Here is a 17,905-nt window from a genome sequence, read left to right on the forward strand (position 1 = left end):
TCCGGGCAGGCCCGTAGGCTGGCGCCATGCGGATGATCGTCCGGGGCGCCCGGCTGCTGCACACCTCTGGCCTGTCCGACGTCGAGGTCGCGGAGGACGGCCGGATCGCACGCGTGATCCCGCACGACGACCAGAAGGAACCACCGGCCACCGGCATCCTCGTCGAGGCCCACGGCGCCCTGCTCAGCCCGCCCTTCGTCGAGCCGCACATCCACCTCGACACGGCGCTGACCGCCGGGGAGCCGCGTCCCAACGCCTCCGGCACCCTCTGGGAGGGCATCGCCTGCTGGAGCGAGCGCAAGCGGACGCTGACCCGTGAGGACGTGATCGGGCGGGCGACCGAGGTGCTGCGCTGGCAGGCGGCCCAGGGCGTGCTGCACGTGCGCACCCACTGCGACATCACCGACCCGGACCTCACCGCCCTCGACGCGCTGCTCGAAGTGCGCGACCGGGTGCGGGAGGTCATGACCCTGCAGATCGTGGCCTTCCCGCAGGAGGGCATCGCCTCCTTCCCGGACGGCGAGGCGCTGCTGCGCGAGGCGGTGGCCCGCGGGGCGGACGTCGTCGGGGCGATCCCGCACTTCGAGGACACCCGTGAGGACGGGGTGGCCTCCTTGAAGACGGCCTTCGCGCTCGCAGAGGAGCACGGGCTGCGGGTGGACGCGCACTGTGACGAGATCGACGACGAGCAGTCCCGTTTCGTGGAGGTGCTGGCCACGCTGGCCCTGCGCTCGGGGCTGCGCGAACGCGCCACCGCCTCGCACACGACGGCCATGGGCTCCTACAACGGCGCGTACAGCTTCAAACTCCAGCGGCTGCTGTCCCGTTCGGGCATCAACCTGGTCGCCAACCCCTTCGCCAACCTCAACCTCCAGGGCCGCTTCGACGCCTACCCCAAGCGGCGAGGCCTCACCCAGGTCAAGGAGATGCTGGCGGCCGGGGTCAACGTGGCGTTCGGCCACGACGACGTGATGGACCCCTGGAACGCGCTCGGCACCGCCAACCCGCTCCAGACCGCCCTCGTCGGGCTGTACGCCGCCCAGCTCACCGGCGCGGACGAGATCCCGGTGGCCTTCTCGATGGTGACGGACCGTGCGGCGCGCGTCCTGGGCCTGTCGGACGCGGAGTACGGCATCACGGAGGGCGCCCCCGCCTCCTTCGTCCTGCTCCCGGCGCCGTCGCCCGAGGAGGCGATCCGCCGTCAGGTCCGGCCCCGGTACGTCGTCTCGCGCGGCTCCGTCCTCGCCGAGACCCCGCCCGCCCCGGCCCGGCTGAACTGGCCGGGGGAGCCCCCGTCCGAGGTGGACTTCAGCCGCCGCCTACGCTGACGCCCCATGACGTGGACCCTCGACACCAACTCGGCCCGAACCGCCCTGCAGATCGCGTCGGAGTACGCGGACCCGGCGCTGCTGAACCACTCCGTACGCTCCTACGCCTTCGGCGCGCAGTACGCGGACCAGCACGGCCTCGCGTACGACGAGGAGCTCTTCTACGTGGCGGCCCTCCTCCACGATCTGGGCCTGACCGTGCCCTTCGACAGCCACACCCTCCCCTTCGAGGAGGCCGGCGGCCACGTCGCGCGGGTCCTGACGGCGGGCCTGGGCTGGCCGGCGGACCGCCGGGCCCGCGCCGAAGAGGTGATCGTCCTGCACATGCGGGACGACGTGACGTCGGCCGAGGACGTCGAGAGCCACCTCCTGCAGGTCGGCACGAGCGCCGACGTCTCGGGCCTGCGCCTCTCCGAGTTCGACCCGGCCTTCACGGCCGCCCTGCTCGCCGACCACCCACGGGCCGGCTTCGGCGCCGCCTTCACCGCCCTGGTCGAGGACCAGGCGAAGCGCAAGCCCGACTGCGCGGCGGCCGCCTACGTCGCGGGCGGCGCCGCGGCCCGCATCGCGGCCAACCCTCTGGGGGCGTGAAGGCCGGCGTCAGGGCCCCGGCCGAGGTGACGGCGGCGTTCTGCGCCTCACCCCGGACCGTACGGCCGCCACCGCGGAGGTCACGCACATCCGCCACCGCGTCGGATAGCGTGCCCGCATGTCGTGGGACGAGGACGGAACGCCGCACCCGCTCGCACTGCGCCGCACCGGCCGCAGCGAACTGGAGCCGGACCGGCTGCCCGAGATCCGGGAGCTGGAGGTGCTCGGCTGGGAGCCCGCGCCCGAGGACCTGCGCTGGGTGTTCCTCCCGTACATGTGGCCCCCGGCGGCCCGTACCTGGATCCCCGACCGTTCCACCCACTGGGCGGTGGACACCTCGCTCGACGGCCACGGCCACATCACCGGCGTGGAGTGCGCCCCGCTCGCCGAGCCCGACCTGCACGACCTCGACCAGGAGACCGACGCGGCCCTCGCCGGCCTCGGGCTCCCGCCCCGCCCCCGGGGCCGCCTCTGGCTGCTCCGCCCGGTCGGCCCCTTCGCCACCGTCGGCGCGGTCCTGGACCACCTCGACGCACTGGCCGCGCAGCACGCCGTGGAGGCCGGCCCGTCCACGGCCCTCCTCGCCCTGGCGCGCACCGAACTCGCCGCACTCTCCGCACCCGACACCCCCTAGAAGATCACTGAAAATCTGGGTTCTGGCCTCGCGTGTGCTGACGCGGGGCCAGACTGCTGTGTATGCAGGGGGAATGGGATGGCGAGAGCGTCGGCGAGGACGTGTGGGAGACCTGCCGGGAGTTGATCCCGGCCGGGGGTGTGTTCGCGTTCCTGGCCGAGCACCGCGGGGTGCTGTTCCCCGGGTCGATGTTCGCGGACATGTACCCGTCCACGAACGGGCGGCCGTCGCTGCCGCCGCAGGTCCTGGCCGTGACGGTGGTGCTGCAGAGCCTGCACGGGCTCTCCGACTTCGAGGTCGTTCAGGAACTGCGCTGTGACCTGCGGTGGAAGGCCGCCTGCGGGCTCGGCTTGCACGACACTGCGTTCGATCCGTCCCTTCTGACCTACTTCCGCCGCCGCCTGCAGCGCTCCAGTGACCCGAACCGGCTGTTCCACAAGGTCAGAGAGGTCATCGCGGCCACCGGCGTCCTCAAAGGCAAGCAGCGCCGTGCCCTGGACTCCACCGTGTTGGATGACGCGGTCGCCACCCAGGACACCGTCACCCAGCTCATCGCCGCGATCCGCAGGGTCATCCGCGAGGTCCCCCACGCCGAGCGGACCGCCGCGACCTGGTGCACCGCCCACGACTACACCGACCCCGGCAAGCCGAAGATCGCGTGGAACGACGAGCAGGCCCGCACCCGCCTGGTCGACGCCCTGGTCACCGACGCACTGAACCTGCTGGGCCGCCTGCCCGAGCAGGAACTCGGGGAAGCCGCGGCGAACGCCGTCGGGCTGCTGGCCCTGGTCGCGGGCCAGGACGTGGAGCCCGCCGACGACTCCGACGGCCGCGACGGGCGCTGGCGCATCGCCCGGGGCACCGTCCGCGACCGCACCGTGTCCACGGTCGACCCCGAAGCCCGTCACATCCACAAGAACCGGACCCGCCACCAGGAAGGATTCCGCGCCCACGTGGCCTTCTAGCCCGAGGCGGGAGTGTTCACCGAGGTCGCGCTGACCGCCGGCAGCGGGGCCGGCAACCACGAGGCAGCCGTCGCCCGCGACCTCCTCGCCGACGAGGACGCGCCGGTCACCGCCCTGGGCGATGCCGCCTACGGCACCGGCGACCTGCGCGAACACCTCCAGGACCTGGGCCACGACCTGGTCCTGAAGCCCCCACCGCTCAAACCGGCGGTCCCCGGCGGGTTCACCGCCGATGAGTTCACCGTCGACACCGAACAGGGACACGTCACCTGCCCCGCCGGACACACCGCACGGCTCGGCCGGCCACTGGCCAACGGCGCACGCCAGGCCCAGTTCAAGAAACTGTGCGCCACCTGCCCGCTCAAGGACCGCTGCACCCGCTCCAAGACCGGCCGTGTCTTCAGCGTCCACGCCCAGTACGACCTGCTCAAAGCCGCCCGCGACCAGGCCGCCACCGACCCCCACTGGCAGGCCGAGTACCGCCGATGGCGACCACCGGTCGAGCGTGCCATCGCCTGGCTCGTCGCCAAAGGCAACCGCCGCGTCCCCTACCGAGGCGTCATCAAGAACAACACCTGGCTCCACAACCGCGCCGCCGCCCTCAACCTCCGCCGCCTGATCAACCTCGGACTCACCCGCACAGGCGGCACCTGGACGATCACCCCGGCCACCGCATAACGCGAGGAGCCACCCAGCCCAACACCGGACGGCCCCTCAGACAAGATTTTCAGGAGCGTTCTAGACCGCGGTACCGGGCCTTCCCAGGCCGTGTCCGGCTCTGCTGGCTACGCTTGTCGTGAGGGGGGCACGGCGGGAGGCGGTCTCATGAGGCGGCGCCATCACTTCCACATCGACCACGCCGGGCACTCGGTCAGTGCCACGGTCCAGACGGGCCACACCACCGTCGTCGAGGTGCTCGTCGACGGCAAGGAGACGGGCCATGCCACGACGCACGCCGACCACCCCGTGACCGTCCACGTCGAGCTGCCGACGGAGCCGCCGACGCCCGTGTCGGTGCGCGCGACCGCCGGTCCGGTGCCCGCGTGCGTCTTCGAGAGCCCGGCCGCCGACCCGCAGCCCATGCAGCCCCGCCCCTTCTGACGACCGGCCGCCGCCCCTGCGCCCCGCCCCGCGAAATCCGGCCGCCGCGGTCGCGCTGCCGCCGCTCCGGCCGCCGCCCCGCGCGCTGCGTCGAAGTGCGGCCGTCGCGGTTGCACCGGGGCGCTGCGTCGAGGTCCGGCCGCCGCGGTCGCGCCGGGGCGCTCCGCCGACCGCAGCAACGCCCCGCGCGACGCGTCGAAAGCAGGCCGCCGCGGTCACCCCCCGTGCGCTCCGCCGGAGCCGGCCGTCGCGGTCGCGCCGCGCGCCGCGTCGTAAACCCGGCCGCCGCGGTCGCCCCCGCGCCCGGCAGCCCCCGCGCCCGGCCGCCCCTCCTGCCGGCCGCCGAAGCCGCGTCCGCGCGCTCCGCCTTCCCCTCCTACCGGCCGCCCTTGCGCTCCTGCGTCGCCGCCCGGATCTCCTCCGTCGCCTCGCGGAACGCGGGGGCCGCGTGGGAGAAGTAGTCGAAGAGCAGGTCCAGTTGGTCCGGCGTGTATCCGGCGAGTACCTCGCCGATCCGCTTGCGGGCCGGGCCCACGGCCGCCTCGACGCCCGCCAGCGCGTCCGGCACCGCCTCGACCACGACCTTGATGGAGCGCTTCTCCTTCCTCTACTCGCCCGCCATGGCCCCCAAGGCGGAGAGGTGACCGCCATGATCACCGGCGCCACCGAGGGCATCGGCCGCGCCTTCGTCCTCGCGCTGGCCGCCGAGGGCCGCACCGTCACCGCCGTCACCGCCCTGCGCCGACGCCGCCGCCCCACCGTCGTCCCCGGCCGGGCCAACGCCCTCCCCGTCGCGGCGACCCGGTTCCTCCCCCGCACCGCCGCCCTCTCCCTCCTCGCCGACGGCACCGGGGTCACTGCCCCGCGGAGAGCTCGCCGCTGAGCGTTCCGTGCAGGCGGGCGCTGGGGCCGTTCAGGCCGCTGATCTCCACGCTCTTGCCGCGCTGGGCGTACCGGTGCTCGATGGCGTCGAGCGCGGCCACGGAGGAGGCGTCCCAGACGTGGGCCGCCGAGAGGTCGATGACCACCCTGTCCGGGTCGCCGACGTAGTCGAACTGCCCGACGAGGTCGTTGGAGGAGGCGAAGAACAGCTCGCCGGTCACGCAGTAGACGACCTGTCCGCCGTCCGGGTCGAGCACGGAGGTGACGTTCGCCAGGTGCGCGACGCGCCGGGCGAAGATGACCATCGCGCAGACGGAGCCCACGACGACGCCCACGGCGAGGTTGTGGCTGACGACCACGCAGACCACGGTGACGACCATGACGGTGATCTCACCGGCGGGCATCCGCTTGAGGGTCTTCGGCGTGACGGAGTGCCAGTCGAAGGTCGCGAAGCAGACCATGACCATGACGGCTACGAGGGCGGCCATCGGGATGTCGGAGACGACCGGCCCGAAGGCGATGCACAGCACCATCAGGAAGGCGCCGGCGAGGAAGGTCGACAACCTCGTCCGGGCGCCCGACACCTTCACGTTGATCATCGTCTGGCCGATCATCGCGCAGCCGCCCATGCCGCCGAAGAATCCGGTGACGATGTTCGCGACGCCCTGGCCGACGGACTCCCGGGTCTTGGAGGACCGGGTGTCGGTGATCTCGTCGACCAGCTTCGCGGTCATCAGCGACTCCATCAGCCCGACGAGTGCCATGGCCAGCGCGTACGGCGCGATGAGGGTCAGCGTGTCCAGGGTGAACGGAACCTCCGGCAGGCCGGGCACCGGCAGCGCGGACGGCAGGGCGCCCTTGTCGCCGACGGTCGGGACGGCGATGCCCGCGGCCACGGTGATCGTGGTGAGGATGACGATGGACACGAGCGGTGCCGGGACCGTCTTCGTGACCTTCGGGAAGAACACCATCAGTGCCAGCCCGGCCGCCATCAGCGGGTAGACGGCCCAGGGAACGCCGAGCAGCTCGGGGACCTGGGCCATGAAGACCAGGATGGCCAGCGAGTTGACGAAGCCGACCATCACCGAGCGCGGGATGAACCGCATCAGCTTCGCCACGCCGAGCGCGCCGAGCAGGATCTGGAAGAAGCCGGCCAGGATCACCGCTGCGACCAGGTAGCCCAGCCCGTGCTCCCGGTTCAGCGGGGCGATCACGAGAGCCACGGCGCCCGTCGCGGCGGAGATCATCGCGGGTCGGCCGCCGACCACGGAGATGACCACGGCCATCGTGAACGAGGCGAACAGCCCGATCGCCGGATCCACTCCGGCGATGATCGAGAACGAGATCGCCTCGGGGATCAGCGCCAGCGCGACGACCAGACCGGCGAGGACCTCGGTCCGGAACACCTTCGGCGAGAGCCAGGCCGGCCGCGTCGGACGAAGGAGGGCGCGCAGCCGCGCGGACAGGGGCGCGGGGGAAGCAGACACGGGGCACAGACCTCGGGCTCGGGCACACCCGAACCGGCAGGCGGGCGCGCGGAGAAGACACGAAGGGCGAGGTCGCCCGAGGCTCCCGGAGAAGCCGGCCAAGCCCGTCTCCCAGGTTCTCCCGAGCGGTCTCCGGAGACGCAGGAAGGGCCTGATCCACTGAGTGGATCAGGCCCCTGACCTGGTCTTACGAAGTCGGGGTGGCGGGATTTGAACCCACGACCTCTTCGTCCCGAATTAGGGACGCTGTGAAGCCTGTCCGCGAGCCCTGACCCTATGACCTGCACCTTTACCAGACAAACGCGCAGGTCAGCGGCGCGAGTTCAACCCGGACACCTCGTGACGCTGCGCCTCGCGTACGTCTGGGACACCTCTCGCACACCCCTCGGTTCTTCAAGATCACACCCAGTTCGCACCCAGAATCGGCAGAGGTACCGCAGACGTATCCCCAGGTCGGAGCGCGTGCAACGCTACCGCCCACACCCCGGGTGTCGCCCCCAGAACTGGGTGCCACACCCGGAACGCGAAGGCGCGGCCACCCCTTGGGAAGGTGGCCGCGCCGGTCCGGCGGGGCGGCTAGTCGCCGGCCCCCTCAGCCGGGGGCATGACCCGGTCCACGAGGAACTGGAGCCGCGCTTCGAACTCCTTGCCCCCGCCCTCCGGGTCGAGCGTGGCGAGCGCGACGAGCGTCGTCACCGCCACGTCCACCAGCTCCTTCCGCACGTCCTCCCAGGAGTGGGACGCCCCCTTCCTCGGGTTCGCGGAGTACACCCCATGCAGGGCCTCCGAGACCTCCCCGAACTCCTCGCCGATCTTGAGCACGCGCATCATCACGCGCTCCCGCTCGCTCAGCTCGCCGGCGTTCTCGTCCAGCCACCGGCGGATGCGGTCGACCTGGTCCCACTGCTCACTGCTCATCTAGCGCTCCTGCTGGTCGTACGGGTCGGGTCAGAACAGAGCGGCCACGGGCTCCGCGGCCTGGACGGGGTCGGTCACCGTCAGGGGCGCCGTCGCCCGCACGCCGAGCTCCACCACCAGCCCGGAGTGATCGGTCAGCCGGTCCGCCATGGTGCGCGGCTCATGGACGTACGCGCACCCGCGAAGGTGGTGGTCGGCCAGGCCGCTGGTGACGTGGGCGTGGTCGTACCGGTAACCGTCCCCGGTCCGCCCGACCCACGAGTAGTCCAGCACGTCCGGGTGGAGGTGCCGGAATGCGTCCACGTATCCGGCCTCCTCGAACCAGTTGTAAAACTCGTACTCGAACGGCGCGAAGAACCGGTAGCGCGGGACGTGCGTCGGCTCCAGGACGTTGAAGTCCCCCAGCACGACGCGGTGCCCGTCCCTCTCCGAGCCCGGGAGGTTCAGCCGGCACTGCTGGAGGAAGGCCCGTTTCCGGTCCGTCTTCACCTCCGTCGCGTCGCGGGACGGCACGTACAGGCCGATGACCTCCACCGGCCCCTCGTCGCTGTCCACGGTGACGCCGACCGCGCGGTGCGGCAGGTAGTCCACCCCGGTCGGCAGCGGCCTGGTGGCCAGGCGGCTCACGATCATCGCGCCGCGCTCGCCGCGCTGCTCGGGCCGGGGGAACGTCACGGAGTACCCGGCCGCCGTGAACCGCTCCTCGAGGTAGCTGCACCCCGCGCTGTTCGCCGTCTCCGTGAGCACGAGCACCGGCTCCGGGCGCGCGGCCAGGTAGGCGAGCTGACGCGCCGCCCGCTCCCGCCCTGGGTTGTTCAGGTTGAACGTCAGCACGTCCACCGTGCCACCCCTGGTCATCCAACGCCCCTCATCCATGAGTCCTTGACGGCCGCCACCACAGCGCGGGCGACCTCGTCCGGGCCGACCTCGCTCGCGTCGAGCTGGAGGACGCGCACACCGGCAGCCATGAGGAACCTAGCGGCCTCCAGGAACCCGGCGCATTCCCGCTGGGTGCTGCCGGGCTCCCGTTCGTAGCGGCTGTGGGCTCCTCGGTCGGTGAGCCTCTTTTCGATCACGTCCGCCCGCGCGTTGACGAACACGGCCAGGTCCGGCATGTCGGCGTGCCGGTTCAGCTCCCACACCACGTCCCGGCCCACACCGTCGAGGACCTGGAGCACGAGGGAGGAGGCCACGTACCGGTCACACACCACGGTCTCGCCCCGGGCCAGGGCCGGACGGATCTCGTGGTCCAGGTGCGCGTACCGGTCGGCGGCGATCAGGCACGCCATGGACAGGCCGCGGAACTCCTCCGTGCCGTGCCGGGCCATGTTCCCCAGCGGGGTGTCACTGGGCTCCCGTGTCTGGCACACCTCCACCCCGTCCGCGCGGAGCAGCTCCGCGACGAGGGCGGTCACGGTGGACTTGCCCACCCCGCCGGGGCCGTCGATGGTGACGAACAGGCCGGTCATGAGACGGCCACCACGGGCAGCACGCGGGACTGCCGGGGCACCACCGGGCACTGCTCGCTGTCCACGGCCCCGATCCGCTCGCCGGCCGCGACCACGGCAGCAGGGCACCCCTTGCCGCACGAGGCGGACATGGAGCAGCCACCGCACGTGGGGTTACCGCCCAGGTCCCACCGGTCCGAGAACTTGCCGTACGCGTCCAGCCTCGCCGCGATGTCGTCGTGCTCCCACACGTTGCCGACAAGGAAGTCGGTGTCCGGGTGCTGGGAGACGTTCGTCCTGGCCGCGAACACCAGGTACGGGCAGATCGCGACCGCGCCGTCCGTGAAGACGTAGATGATGTTCCCGGCCTCGCAGCCCGCGAGCGGCTTGTCCTCGTTGGGGAACCGGATGTTGACCATCTCCAGGCCGTCCGCCTCGAACGGGGCGGTCATGGCCGCGATGTGCCGCATCTGGTCGTCCGGGGTGCGCAGCTTGCCCTGTGCCTTCCTCGACGCGCCCCGGCCCATCGAGCCGAGCGGGTTCATCAGGACGTACGTGGCGCCCTGGTCCCGGGCGAACTCCGTGAGCTTGCGGTACTCCTCGTCCTCCGCGAGGTTGTTCGGCGTGCACAGCAGGCCCTGGAGGATGCCGGCCGCCGCGAACCGCTTGATCGTGTCGACGGTCTCCGCGAAGCACCCGGGGAGCTTACGGAACACGCTGTGCGACTCCTCGGCGAAGCCGTCCAGCGACACGTTCATGTGCGCGTCCAGCTCCACCAGGGCCGCGATCTGCTCGTCGCTGCACATGGTGCCGTTGGTGCACACGCCCACCGACATGCCGGCCGCGCGGAACAGGGCGATGACCTCCAGGAGGTCCGGGTGCATGAACGGCTCCCCGCCCGTGATCGTCACCTTCGTGACCCGGGCCTGGGCGAGCTGGGGGACCAGGCGGTCGCGGACGTCGTCCACGGCCATGTACTTCCCGCGCTTCGTCGCCACCACGAAGCAGTGGTCACACAAGGCGTTGCAGGGCTCGCAGATCTGGACGAGGGCTTTCCGGTTGGGGGCGTCCACGGTCGTCCGGAAGTAGCAGGATGCGGCCTGCTCCCCGGTGATGATGGCGCGTCCGGTCACGAAGACCTCCACGGTCGAAGGGGTGTGGTGACCCGCCCCGGCCGGGCGCGCACGGGCAGCGCGACCGGGGCGGGAGTCTCAAGCGGAGACCGCGCCGCGGCCGTTGTAGGCCAGCACCAGGGCCTCCAGGCGACGCACGCACGGCTCGCACGCGTGGAAAGGCCCGTGCCCGACGTCCAGGCTCTGGACCGGGCCGAGCCACATCACGGGGACGCCGTCGGCGTCGCAGCGCCAGCACAGGCCGATGACCCAGGCGCGTTCCTCGGCGCTCACCTCGTGTTGATCCCGAGGACGAGGGCCCCGAGTAACGCGGCCAGGATCACGACGTAGAGGACTTGCCTCGCCAACTCATTCACCGGGCGCCTCCGCTGCCGCGTCCAGGTCGGCCCACACGCGTTTCCCCCACCGCAGGGGCTCGACGCCCCACCGGCCGGGACACAAGGCATCCACGATGAACAGGCCGCGGCCGGACTCTGCGAGGTCCGCGACGGGGCGCCGGCGGATCGAGGGCAGCAGCCGGGACAGGTCCACCACGGCCACCTGCACCACGGTCCGGTCCAGGCGCGTCACGGTCACCCGCATCGTCTCCCGGCGCCCGTGCTCGACCGCGTTCGTCACCAGCTCGGAGACGACGAGGTGCGCGGAGTCGGTCAGGTCCCCCAGGCCCCAGTGCACGAGCGCGCGGTCGACCAGGAGCCGACCGGCACGCGCGGATTCCGCGACGCGCGGCAGGCACTGGGTGAACGCGGGCTTCCCGCCGATAAGGGTCTCGCTCACCCAGCGCGCTCCGTTCCTCGCGCGGCGCGCAGCACCGCCGCCCTCCAGGGCTCGGGATCTCCAGGGGGCCGGGCCGGTCAGGGTCTCAGGCATCCGCGTCACCGGCCTCGCCCTCGGCGGGCTGGACGGCAGCCCGGCCCATGCGCACCAGGGCGGCGAGACGGTCCGGCGGGCACAGCAGGCCGGGGCCGTCCATGGGCACCACCCACCACGGGCCGCCGTCGTCCGGGGGCTTGACCACGTCCGGCGCCGGAACGAGGAGCAGCGCGCGGTAGTGGTGGCCCATCGAGCCGCCCACCCGCCACGTCAACGCCACAGACGCCGGCACGAGGGCGGTGTAGGAGCCCTGGTTGCCGAACCCCTCGCGGCTGTAGAAGACGGGGCCGTTCTCCAGGCCCTCCGCGAGCGGGGCCGCGCACAACTCCGGGTCGTCCAGGGCGAGCGCGGCGTGGACCAGGTCCTCACGGATGACGACTGCCCCGAACAGGACGCCCGGCCGCAGCCACGCCGCGCCCGCGTTCCTCCACTCCGCGACGGCCTGCTGAACGGACGGGGCGGACGGCAGGAGCCACGTCCCTCCCGCGAACGCTCTCTCGCCGGAGGTCGTCAGCGAAGTGATCGACCCCTCCGCGCTCTGTTCCATGGATGCCCCCAAGCGGCATTTATCTGGATCGTTGTGACCTACGTCATGGAACCGGCGCTACCGTGGCAGGGACAGCACCGGTCAGCGCCCGATGCGTTTACCGGGTTTAACGCCCTGCTTGGGAGGGTGCACACACCGTGACGATTTCTCGCGCGCGCAATGAACGTCTCCGACTCGCCTTGCAGCAGACGGGCCTGACGTACGACCAGCTCGCCGCCGACGTCCGCCACATCGCGGCCGAGGCCGGCGAAACTCTCCGCACAAACCGGTCCGCCGTGGCCCACTGGGTCGCCGGGCGACCACCGTCCCCTGAGACCGCCGCCTACATTGCGGAAGCCCTGTCCCGCCGCCTCGCGCGGCACCTCACCCCGGCCGATCTCGGCTGGCAGGTGCCCGGACATGGCAACGGGTCCGACGCCCGGCTTGGGTTGGGCATCGGACCCGATCCAGTGGACATCGTACGGCGAATCGGGGAGGCCGACATCAACCGCCGCAAGATCCTTACGGGAGCCGCGTACAGCGTCGCCGCCGCTGCCTTGCCCCTTGGCCTCGTCCAGGCAGCGGAAGCACAGGAGCGCGCAACAGGCGCCAAGGGGCGCATGGTTGGGGAGGGCGACATCGACGCCGTCCGCTCCATGCTCAAGGCGTTCACCGCGATCGACGAGCGCCAAGGCGGACTGCATGGCCGGTCCGCCGTCGTCCAGTACCTCCGGAGCGACGTCGCCGACCTCACCCGGGCACGGTTCCCGAAGGAGTCCGTACGCGGGGACGCCCTCACGGCCGCGGCCGCCTTCGCGTTCCTCGCCGGATGGAAGGCATACGACGCCGGCGAACACGGCCTCGCCCAGCGCTACTACCTCCAGAGCCTGGGCCTGACCCGGGAGGCCGACAACCCGCTCCACGAGGCGTGGGTGCTGCGGATCATGGCCCACAACGGCATGGACATCGCCCGCCCCGAGCACACGCTGGACCTCGCGGACGCCGCCCTGTCCCTGGCCACCGGCCGCGCCGAGCCCGGGATGCTGTCCATGTTCGTCGTCTGCCGGGCCCGCGCGCTCGCCGTCGCGGGCCGGGGCGCGGAATCCGTCGCAGAGGTCCGCCGGGCCCAAGACCTCGCCATCCGGGGCGAGGACGACGTTCTGCCGTACTGGCTCACCCTGTCCGGCTCCCCCCGCGCGGCCGTGGCCTCCCACGCCGCGAAGGTGTTCCGCGCGCTCAAGGACCACCCCAACGCGGCCAAGCAGTACGCGTCCGCCGGCCGCAGCTACGGCGCCGCAGCACAGGGCGGCCTGTCCCGCATCACGGCCCTGTCCCTCGCCTCTCTCGGCAAGGAGCAGGCTGCCCAGGGCCACCTGGAGCAGGCGTGCGGCACGTGGGACCAGGCCCTCACGCACTTCACCGGGGTGTACTCCGACCGCGCGGTCAAGCAGGTCGGCTCCATCCGCCGGCAGCTCACCGTGTTCGGGCGGCGAGGAGTCGGCGCGGCCTCGCTCCTCGATGAGCGGGCCCGCTCCTGGCAACTCGCCCACGCCTGACCCAGGCACACGAAAACGCCCCGCTCGGGTTGGCGGATTCTTGGGGTCCTCGCAACACCTGACGGTCTACGTGCTCGTCAGTAGATCACGCAGGCGCTCGGCTGGGGTTTTCCAGCCGAGCGTTTTGCGGGGCCGGCCGTTGAGTTGCTGGGCGACGTGTTCGAGGTCTTCGGGGCTGTGCACGGACAGGTCGGTGCTCTTGGGGAAGTACTGCCGTAGCAGGCCGTTGGTGTTCTCGTTCGATCCGCGCTGCCAGGGTGAGTGCGGGTCGCAGAAGTAGACCGGCACGCCTGTGGCCACGGTGAACTGCTTGTGCGCGGCCATCTCGCAGCCCTGGTCCCAGGTCAGCGAGCCGCGCAGGTGCCCGGGCAGGGTCTGGATCAAGGGCACCAGCACGTCGCGGACCTCCTCGGCCGTATGCCCGCCGGGCAGATGCCCCAGCATGACGTAGCGGGTGGAGCGCTCGACCAGGGTGACGATCGCGCTCTCGCTGCGGGGGCCGACGATCAGATCGCCCTCCCAGTGACCGGGCACTGCCCGGTCCTCGACCTCGGCAGGACGCTCGGAGATCATCACCATCTCGTCGACGAACCGGCGCGTGCGCTGGTCCGGGCTGCGGTGCGGCTTGCGGCGAGTGCGCCCGGTGCGCAGCGCGGCCGCGACTTCGCGGCGCAGTCCGCCACGGGCCTGGACGTAGACCGCCTGGTAGATCGTTTCCGGGCTCACGCGCATGCTCTCGTCGTCGGGGAACTCGATGACCAGAGCGTGGCAGATCTGCTCGGGTGACCACTGTTCCTGCAGCTTTTCCGCGACGAACCGGCGGAGCGGGCCGTCCTGGGCGAGCTTGGAGTCCTTGGGGCGCGACCGGCTCCTCGCCCATGCCCGCTGGGCCCGGTGCGGCCGGTAGACGCCATCGACCGACCGGGCGTCGATCTCGCGCTTGATCGTGGACGCCGGTCGGCCCAGTGCCCGTCCGATCGCGCGCAGCGACCGGCCTTCACGGTGCAGATCAGCGATCAGCTCTCGCTCGGTCACCGTGAGAAACCTGGGGTGCAGTTCGGCCTCGACCGTTGCGAGGGACGACCTTGAAGAGGTGGCGGCGATGGTGGTCACACCGGTCTTGTAGTCGATGCGGCGCCCGTCAGGATGCAGGCGCGAGTGGCCGATCTGCCGGATACCGCGGTCCCAGTCCTCAGCGGTGCGCTCATGGACGCCGGCCTGCGCGGCGGCATCACGGCGCCGGACTCCCGCAGCACGCAGCCGCTCGTACTCCGCCCGACCGGGGTGGCCGGGCCTGCGAGGCTTGCCGCGACCACGGACTCCGGCCCGGCGTGCCCACCCGAACGCCGTGTTGCGGTTCACTCCGACTGCACGAGCCGCAGCAGTGATGCTGCCGTTCTCCCTGTCCAGCGCCTCGAAGAACCTCGCCTTCAGCACCTCGAAATCCACGATCCCCGCAACTCCCTGAACTCCAGGGTGTTGCGTGGATCATTAGAACCCGCCGTTCCGGTGAGCGGGGCGTCTCCGTCGGGGCGCGTAGCACTTCAGCAGCATCAGCTTCGGTAACTGACGGGCCCACAGTACGCCGCGTGTGCAGGGACGTTCCTGCGACACGAGGCAGAGGGCGCCCCGCTCCCGGAGCCGTGGAGCGGGACGCCCGGTCTCAGGACGGGGCGCCGGGGTCCGGGGGCGGGCAGTCCGGCTCCGTGTGGTCCGGGCACAGCCGCCGCAGCCGCGTGTTCGCCTGGTCCACGGCGTCCCGGAGGCTGCCGCCGTCGTTGGGGTGGAGCTCGTGCACCACGCCGTTCAGCCGGGTCTCGATCCCGCTGACCCTCTCCATCACTCCGGGCCGGGCCGGGACTCCGGGGCGCTCCGGCTCCCCGTACCAGTCGTCCATGAACTGGTCCACGCGGCGCCCGATCCGGGCGACCCCTCGCCCGGCCCGCCACGCTATGCCGCCCAGGCCGGCGAGGAGCGTCACCGCCCCGCCCCAGACCAGGACGGTGTCCAGCCACCCGATTCCTGTGCCCACCTCGTCACCTCCCTTACGCGGCCACGTCGAAGCCGCGGCGGTCGCCGAGGCGCTTGAGGCTGGTCATGCCCGGGGTGCCGTCGGCCGCCTGACCCGGCGCCCGCCCCTTGTACCCCAGGCGCTCCTGCCACCGGCTGTAGGCGGCCACGGTCTCCCAGCCGTAATGCCCGTCGCTCCACCTCTTGGACAGCAGCCCCTCGTCCACGAGGGCGGTCTCCACGATCCGCGTCCCGGCGTAGGACACCGGGGCACCCGGCCTGTAGCGGTCTGCCAGGGCCGCAGCGACGAGGAGGGACAGGTCCACCCTGGGACGCTGCGGGACCGGCAGAGGGCCAGGCACAGCCGTGCCGAGGCGGCCGGCGACCCGCTCCCGCATCCAGTCCATGCCGAATCCCTTGGGGTCCGGCTTCCCGGGCTGCCACTCCAGGTGACCCAGGACGGACCCGGCGCCCCAGTCGTGGAACCGGCACAGTGCGGCAGACACCCGCTCGATCGCGTCCAGTTGCACGTCCGGCCACGGGTCCTCGCCGTCCCCGTAGTTCTCGCACTCGAACCCGTAGAACGCCCTGTTGCCGTCGACAGTGGCCTCGTCGTCCTTCGGCAGGCGCGTCTCAGCGATCACCGCCCGCAGCACGTCCGGGTCACCGAGTCCGGCGTGATTCGCGCGCCCGTGGCCCACCAGGTGGACCGTGCCGTCCTTCGCGATGACCCCGTGGCACAGCGGCCCGGGAAGACCTGAGTACCCGTCCCGGCACATCGCCACGGTGTGCGCGGTGCCCCGCGTCACGGTGTGGTGGATCATCACGCCGTGGACCGCGCCCCACGGACCCATGTGGTTCCGGTTCCGGGAGCGCCAGGCCCCGACCTCCACGACGTGCAGGCCCTCGCCGCGCAGCGCGCGCAGGAGCTGGTCCGCTCCGATCGGCGGGGCCATCAGACGCGCTCCGGCCAGTGCCAGGACCCGGCGAGCATCCCGGCCTCGTCGGCGTACACGGAGCCCCCGGCGGCGAGCGGGTGGAAGAACTGCCCGGTGGGGTTGAGCACGACCAGGCCGACGCGACCGGGGTCCTCCTGGTCGACCTCGGTCACGGTCGCGGCCCGGCACGCGGGCGGGAACGCCTGGGAGCCGTCGCTACGCACGGGGGTGCCGTGGGACACGTAGTGGACGGTCCGCCCTACGGACGCGGTTGGTTGGGACATGGGCATCTCCAGGGTGCGGACAGGGGTGTCCGGGCACTGTCCGGACACTGGGTTAGGACAGGGAGGACAGGTGTCCGCCCTGGTGGTCTCAGGCCCGGACACGAGGCCGGTGACCTGCACGGACACCGGGCGGACACTGTCCGCGCAGGGGTGTCCGCAGGGTGTCCCCGCTGGGGTGTCCTCGACGCCCGGCAGGACACTGCACGGACAGGGGTGTCCGGGGGTGTCCTCCGGTGTCCGGGGACAGGTCAGCCGGCTCATCCGTACAGCTCCAGGATCACGATGCCGCCGCCCCCAGCACGGCCCGCCTGGGCGACGCCGTTTGCCGAGTTGCTGCCTCCCGCGCCTCCGCCGAAGCCGCGCGGCACGATGCCCACACCGGCAGTCGACCGCGACGCACCGCCGTGGCCGAGGTGGGACTCCCCACCGGCGCCGCCGATACCGGCGCTGCCGGTCAGCCGGATGGCGCCCGTCCCGGACCCGCCGCCCGAGTTGTAGTAGCCGCCGGACCCGGCCGCAGGGCCAGCCGTCCCGGTCGCGGTCGTCCCGGTCGAACCCGAGGGCATCGACGCCGGAGACCCGGCACCGCCGAGGGCGTTCAAGAGCGCCCCGAAGCTGGAGTTACCGCCCGCCCCGCCACCACCGTTCACGGCACCGGCAGCGGCACCGCCCGCCCCCACCGTCACGGTCACCGGGCCCCCGAGCGCGGCCACCTCGTACAGGCCCTCCCCGTAGCCGCCGCCCGCGCCGCCTGCCCGCCAAATCGACTGGTTCGCCGCAGCAGCGGCCCCGGCCGACCCGCCCCCGCCTGCCTGCACCTTCGCCCGGACCCGGGCCAGCCACGGGTACGCCGCCGGATCGAACTGGTACGTCCCCGGCGTGCCGTACGTGACGACCTCCCGCAGCCCCATCGTCCCGGGCTTGAGGCAGATGTCGCCCTCGTCGTTGGTCGTGAAGTATTCGGTGCACAGGGCGATCGGGTCACCGCCGCCGCTGAACACGAACAGCCCGTTGTCGGACCCGAAGGTCGCCGCGTTGCCCCCGTCCAGCGACAGGTTGATGCTGATCGTCCCGCTCGCCGGGTCGAAGGTGATCCCGGGCCCGGCCTGGATCAGCTCCTCCAGGTCCACGCTCACCACGAACGGCGAGGACGCCGACCCGTTCCCCGAGACGTTGACCGCCCCCGCGCCCTCAAGCGCGCAGGAGCATCCCCCCTGGCATCCACATCTGG

The 17,905-nt window shown here is 72.0% G+C and carries 20 protein-coding genes and 1 pseudogene; 7 read left to right on the forward strand and 14 right to left on the reverse strand.

Annotation, left to right across the window (positions count from 1 at the left end; genetic code table 11):
• Nucleotides 1–26 precede the first annotated feature (26 nt).
• From codA to OG332_RS23760, 5 genes and pseudogenes are all read left to right on the forward strand, one after another.
• On the forward strand, nucleotides 27–1,328 hold the full coding sequence (gene codA, locus OG332_RS23740) for a cytosine deaminase (protein WP_327415360.1): 1,302 nt from the start codon (nucleotides 27–29) through the stop codon (nucleotides 1,326–1,328).
• Nucleotides 1,329–1,334: 6 nt separating this feature from the next.
• Entirely contained in the window at nucleotides 1,335–1,919 is a 585-nt protein-coding gene (locus tag OG332_RS23745; protein ID WP_327415361.1) for an HD domain-containing protein, read from the forward strand.
• A gap of 118 nt (nucleotides 1,920–2,037) precedes the next feature.
• Nucleotides 2,038–2,553 (forward strand): DUF5956 family protein, encoded by a 516-nt coding sequence (locus tag OG332_RS23750; RefSeq protein ID WP_327415362.1) that lies wholly within the window; start codon nucleotides 2,038–2,040, stop codon nucleotides 2,551–2,553.
• A 62-nt stretch (nucleotides 2,554–2,615) separates the two neighbouring features.
• Nucleotides 2,616–4,196: pseudogene (locus tag OG332_RS23755) on the forward strand (IS1182 family transposase).
• 147 nt (nucleotides 4,197–4,343) lie between these two features.
• Nucleotides 4,344–4,619, forward strand: coding sequence for a hypothetical protein (locus OG332_RS23760; RefSeq protein ID WP_327415363.1), 276 nt, complete (start codon nucleotides 4,344–4,346; stop codon nucleotides 4,617–4,619).
• A 376-nt stretch (nucleotides 4,620–4,995) separates the two neighbouring features.
• Here the strand turns inward: OG332_RS23760 and OG332_RS23765 are convergent, their stop codons facing one another.
• The gene (locus OG332_RS23765) at nucleotides 4,996–5,199 is read right to left on the reverse strand and encodes a hypothetical protein (RefSeq protein WP_327415364.1); all 204 of its coding nucleotides are present in this window, start codon (nucleotides 5,197–5,199) and stop codon (nucleotides 4,996–4,998) included.
• A 60-nt stretch (nucleotides 5,200–5,259) separates the two neighbouring features.
• Here OG332_RS23765 and OG332_RS23770 point away from each other — a divergent pair, with 60 nt between their 5' ends.
• Nucleotides 5,260–5,502, forward strand: coding sequence for a hypothetical protein (locus tag OG332_RS23770; RefSeq protein WP_327415365.1), 243 nt, complete (start codon nucleotides 5,260–5,262; stop codon nucleotides 5,500–5,502).
• On the opposite strand, the gene OG332_RS23775 is transcribed toward OG332_RS23770, so the two are convergent.
• From OG332_RS23775 to OG332_RS23810, 8 genes are all read right to left on the reverse strand, one after another.
• Nucleotides 5,474–6,988, reverse strand: coding sequence for a SulP family inorganic anion transporter (locus OG332_RS23775; protein WP_327415366.1), 1,515 nt, complete (start codon nucleotides 6,986–6,988; stop codon nucleotides 5,474–5,476). The two genes, OG332_RS23770 and OG332_RS23775, sit on opposite strands and share 29 nt — an antisense overlap.
• Nucleotides 6,989–7,564: 576 nt before the next feature.
• Nucleotides 7,565–7,906 carry a MazG-like family protein gene (locus tag OG332_RS23780; protein ID WP_327415367.1) on the reverse strand — a complete coding sequence of 114 codons (342 nt, stop codon included), beginning with the start codon at nucleotides 7,904–7,906 and terminating at the stop codon, nucleotides 7,565–7,567.
• Nucleotides 7,907–7,936: 30 nt separating this feature from the next.
• Nucleotides 7,937–8,764: an endonuclease/exonuclease/phosphatase family protein gene (locus OG332_RS23785; protein ID WP_327415368.1), complete on the reverse strand. Its 828-nt coding sequence runs from the start codon at nucleotides 8,762–8,764 to the stop codon at nucleotides 7,937–7,939.
• On the reverse strand, nucleotides 8,761–9,375 hold the full coding sequence (tmk, locus tag OG332_RS23790) for a dTMP kinase (RefSeq protein ID WP_327415369.1): 615 nt from the start codon (nucleotides 9,373–9,375) through the stop codon (nucleotides 8,761–8,763). The genes OG332_RS23785 and tmk overlap by 4 nt, the downstream gene beginning before the upstream one ends.
• On the reverse strand, nucleotides 9,372–10,487 hold the full coding sequence (locus OG332_RS23795) for a radical SAM protein (protein WP_327415370.1): 1,116 nt from the start codon (nucleotides 10,485–10,487) through the stop codon (nucleotides 9,372–9,374). Before OG332_RS23795 ends, tmk begins: the two co-directional genes overlap by 4 nt.
• A gap of 78 nt (nucleotides 10,488–10,565) precedes the next feature.
• Nucleotides 10,566–10,760 (reverse strand): hypothetical protein, encoded by a 195-nt coding sequence (locus OG332_RS23800; protein ID WP_327415371.1) that lies wholly within the window; start codon nucleotides 10,758–10,760, stop codon nucleotides 10,566–10,568.
• 75 nt (nucleotides 10,761–10,835) lie between these two features.
• Nucleotides 10,836–11,264 (reverse strand): ATP-binding protein, encoded by a 429-nt coding sequence (locus OG332_RS23805; RefSeq protein WP_327415372.1) that lies wholly within the window; start codon nucleotides 11,262–11,264, stop codon nucleotides 10,836–10,838.
• An 85-nt stretch (nucleotides 11,265–11,349) separates the two neighbouring features.
• Nucleotides 11,350–11,907, reverse strand: coding sequence for a hypothetical protein (locus OG332_RS23810; RefSeq protein ID WP_327415373.1), 558 nt, complete (start codon nucleotides 11,905–11,907; stop codon nucleotides 11,350–11,352).
• 137 nt (nucleotides 11,908–12,044) lie between these two features.
• Between OG332_RS23810 and OG332_RS23815 the strand changes: the two genes are divergently transcribed.
• On the forward strand, nucleotides 12,045–13,442 hold the full coding sequence (locus OG332_RS23815) for a helix-turn-helix domain-containing protein (protein ID WP_327415374.1): 1,398 nt from the start codon (nucleotides 12,045–12,047) through the stop codon (nucleotides 13,440–13,442).
• A gap of 66 nt (nucleotides 13,443–13,508) precedes the next feature.
• Here OG332_RS23815 and OG332_RS23820 read toward each other — a convergent pair whose 3' ends face one another.
• The 5 genes from OG332_RS23820 to OG332_RS23840 all read right to left on the reverse strand — a co-directional run bounded on the left by OG332_RS23820 (nucleotide 13,509) and on the right by OG332_RS23840 (nucleotide 17,810).
• A complete protein-coding gene (locus OG332_RS23820; protein ID WP_327419355.1) occupies nucleotides 13,509–14,702 on the reverse strand; it encodes an IS30 family transposase in 1,194 nt (397 codons plus the stop codon).
• Between the two features lie 403 nt (nucleotides 14,703–15,105).
• Nucleotides 15,106–15,474: a hypothetical protein gene (locus OG332_RS23825; RefSeq protein ID WP_327415375.1), complete on the reverse strand. Its 369-nt coding sequence runs from the start codon at nucleotides 15,472–15,474 to the stop codon at nucleotides 15,106–15,108.
• 13 nt (nucleotides 15,475–15,487) lie between these two features.
• Nucleotides 15,488–16,408, reverse strand: a complete 921-nt coding sequence (locus OG332_RS23830; protein ID WP_327415376.1) for an N-acetylmuramoyl-L-alanine amidase — start codon at nucleotides 16,406–16,408, stop codon at nucleotides 15,488–15,490.
• On the reverse strand, nucleotides 16,408–16,674 hold the full coding sequence (locus tag OG332_RS23835) for a hypothetical protein (protein ID WP_327415377.1): 267 nt from the start codon (nucleotides 16,672–16,674) through the stop codon (nucleotides 16,408–16,410). The genes OG332_RS23830 and OG332_RS23835 overlap by 1 nt, the downstream gene beginning before the upstream one ends.
• Before the next feature lie 257 nt (nucleotides 16,675–16,931).
• Nucleotides 16,932–17,810, reverse strand: coding sequence for a hypothetical protein (locus tag OG332_RS23840; RefSeq protein ID WP_327415378.1), 879 nt, complete (start codon nucleotides 17,808–17,810; stop codon nucleotides 16,932–16,934).
• Nucleotides 17,811–17,905 lie beyond the last annotated feature (95 nt).

Origin of the sequence: Streptomyces sp. NBC_01233, from assembly GCF_035989305.1 — a bacterium.
Classification (GTDB): domain Bacteria; phylum Actinomycetota; class Actinomycetes; order Streptomycetales; family Streptomycetaceae; genus Streptomyces.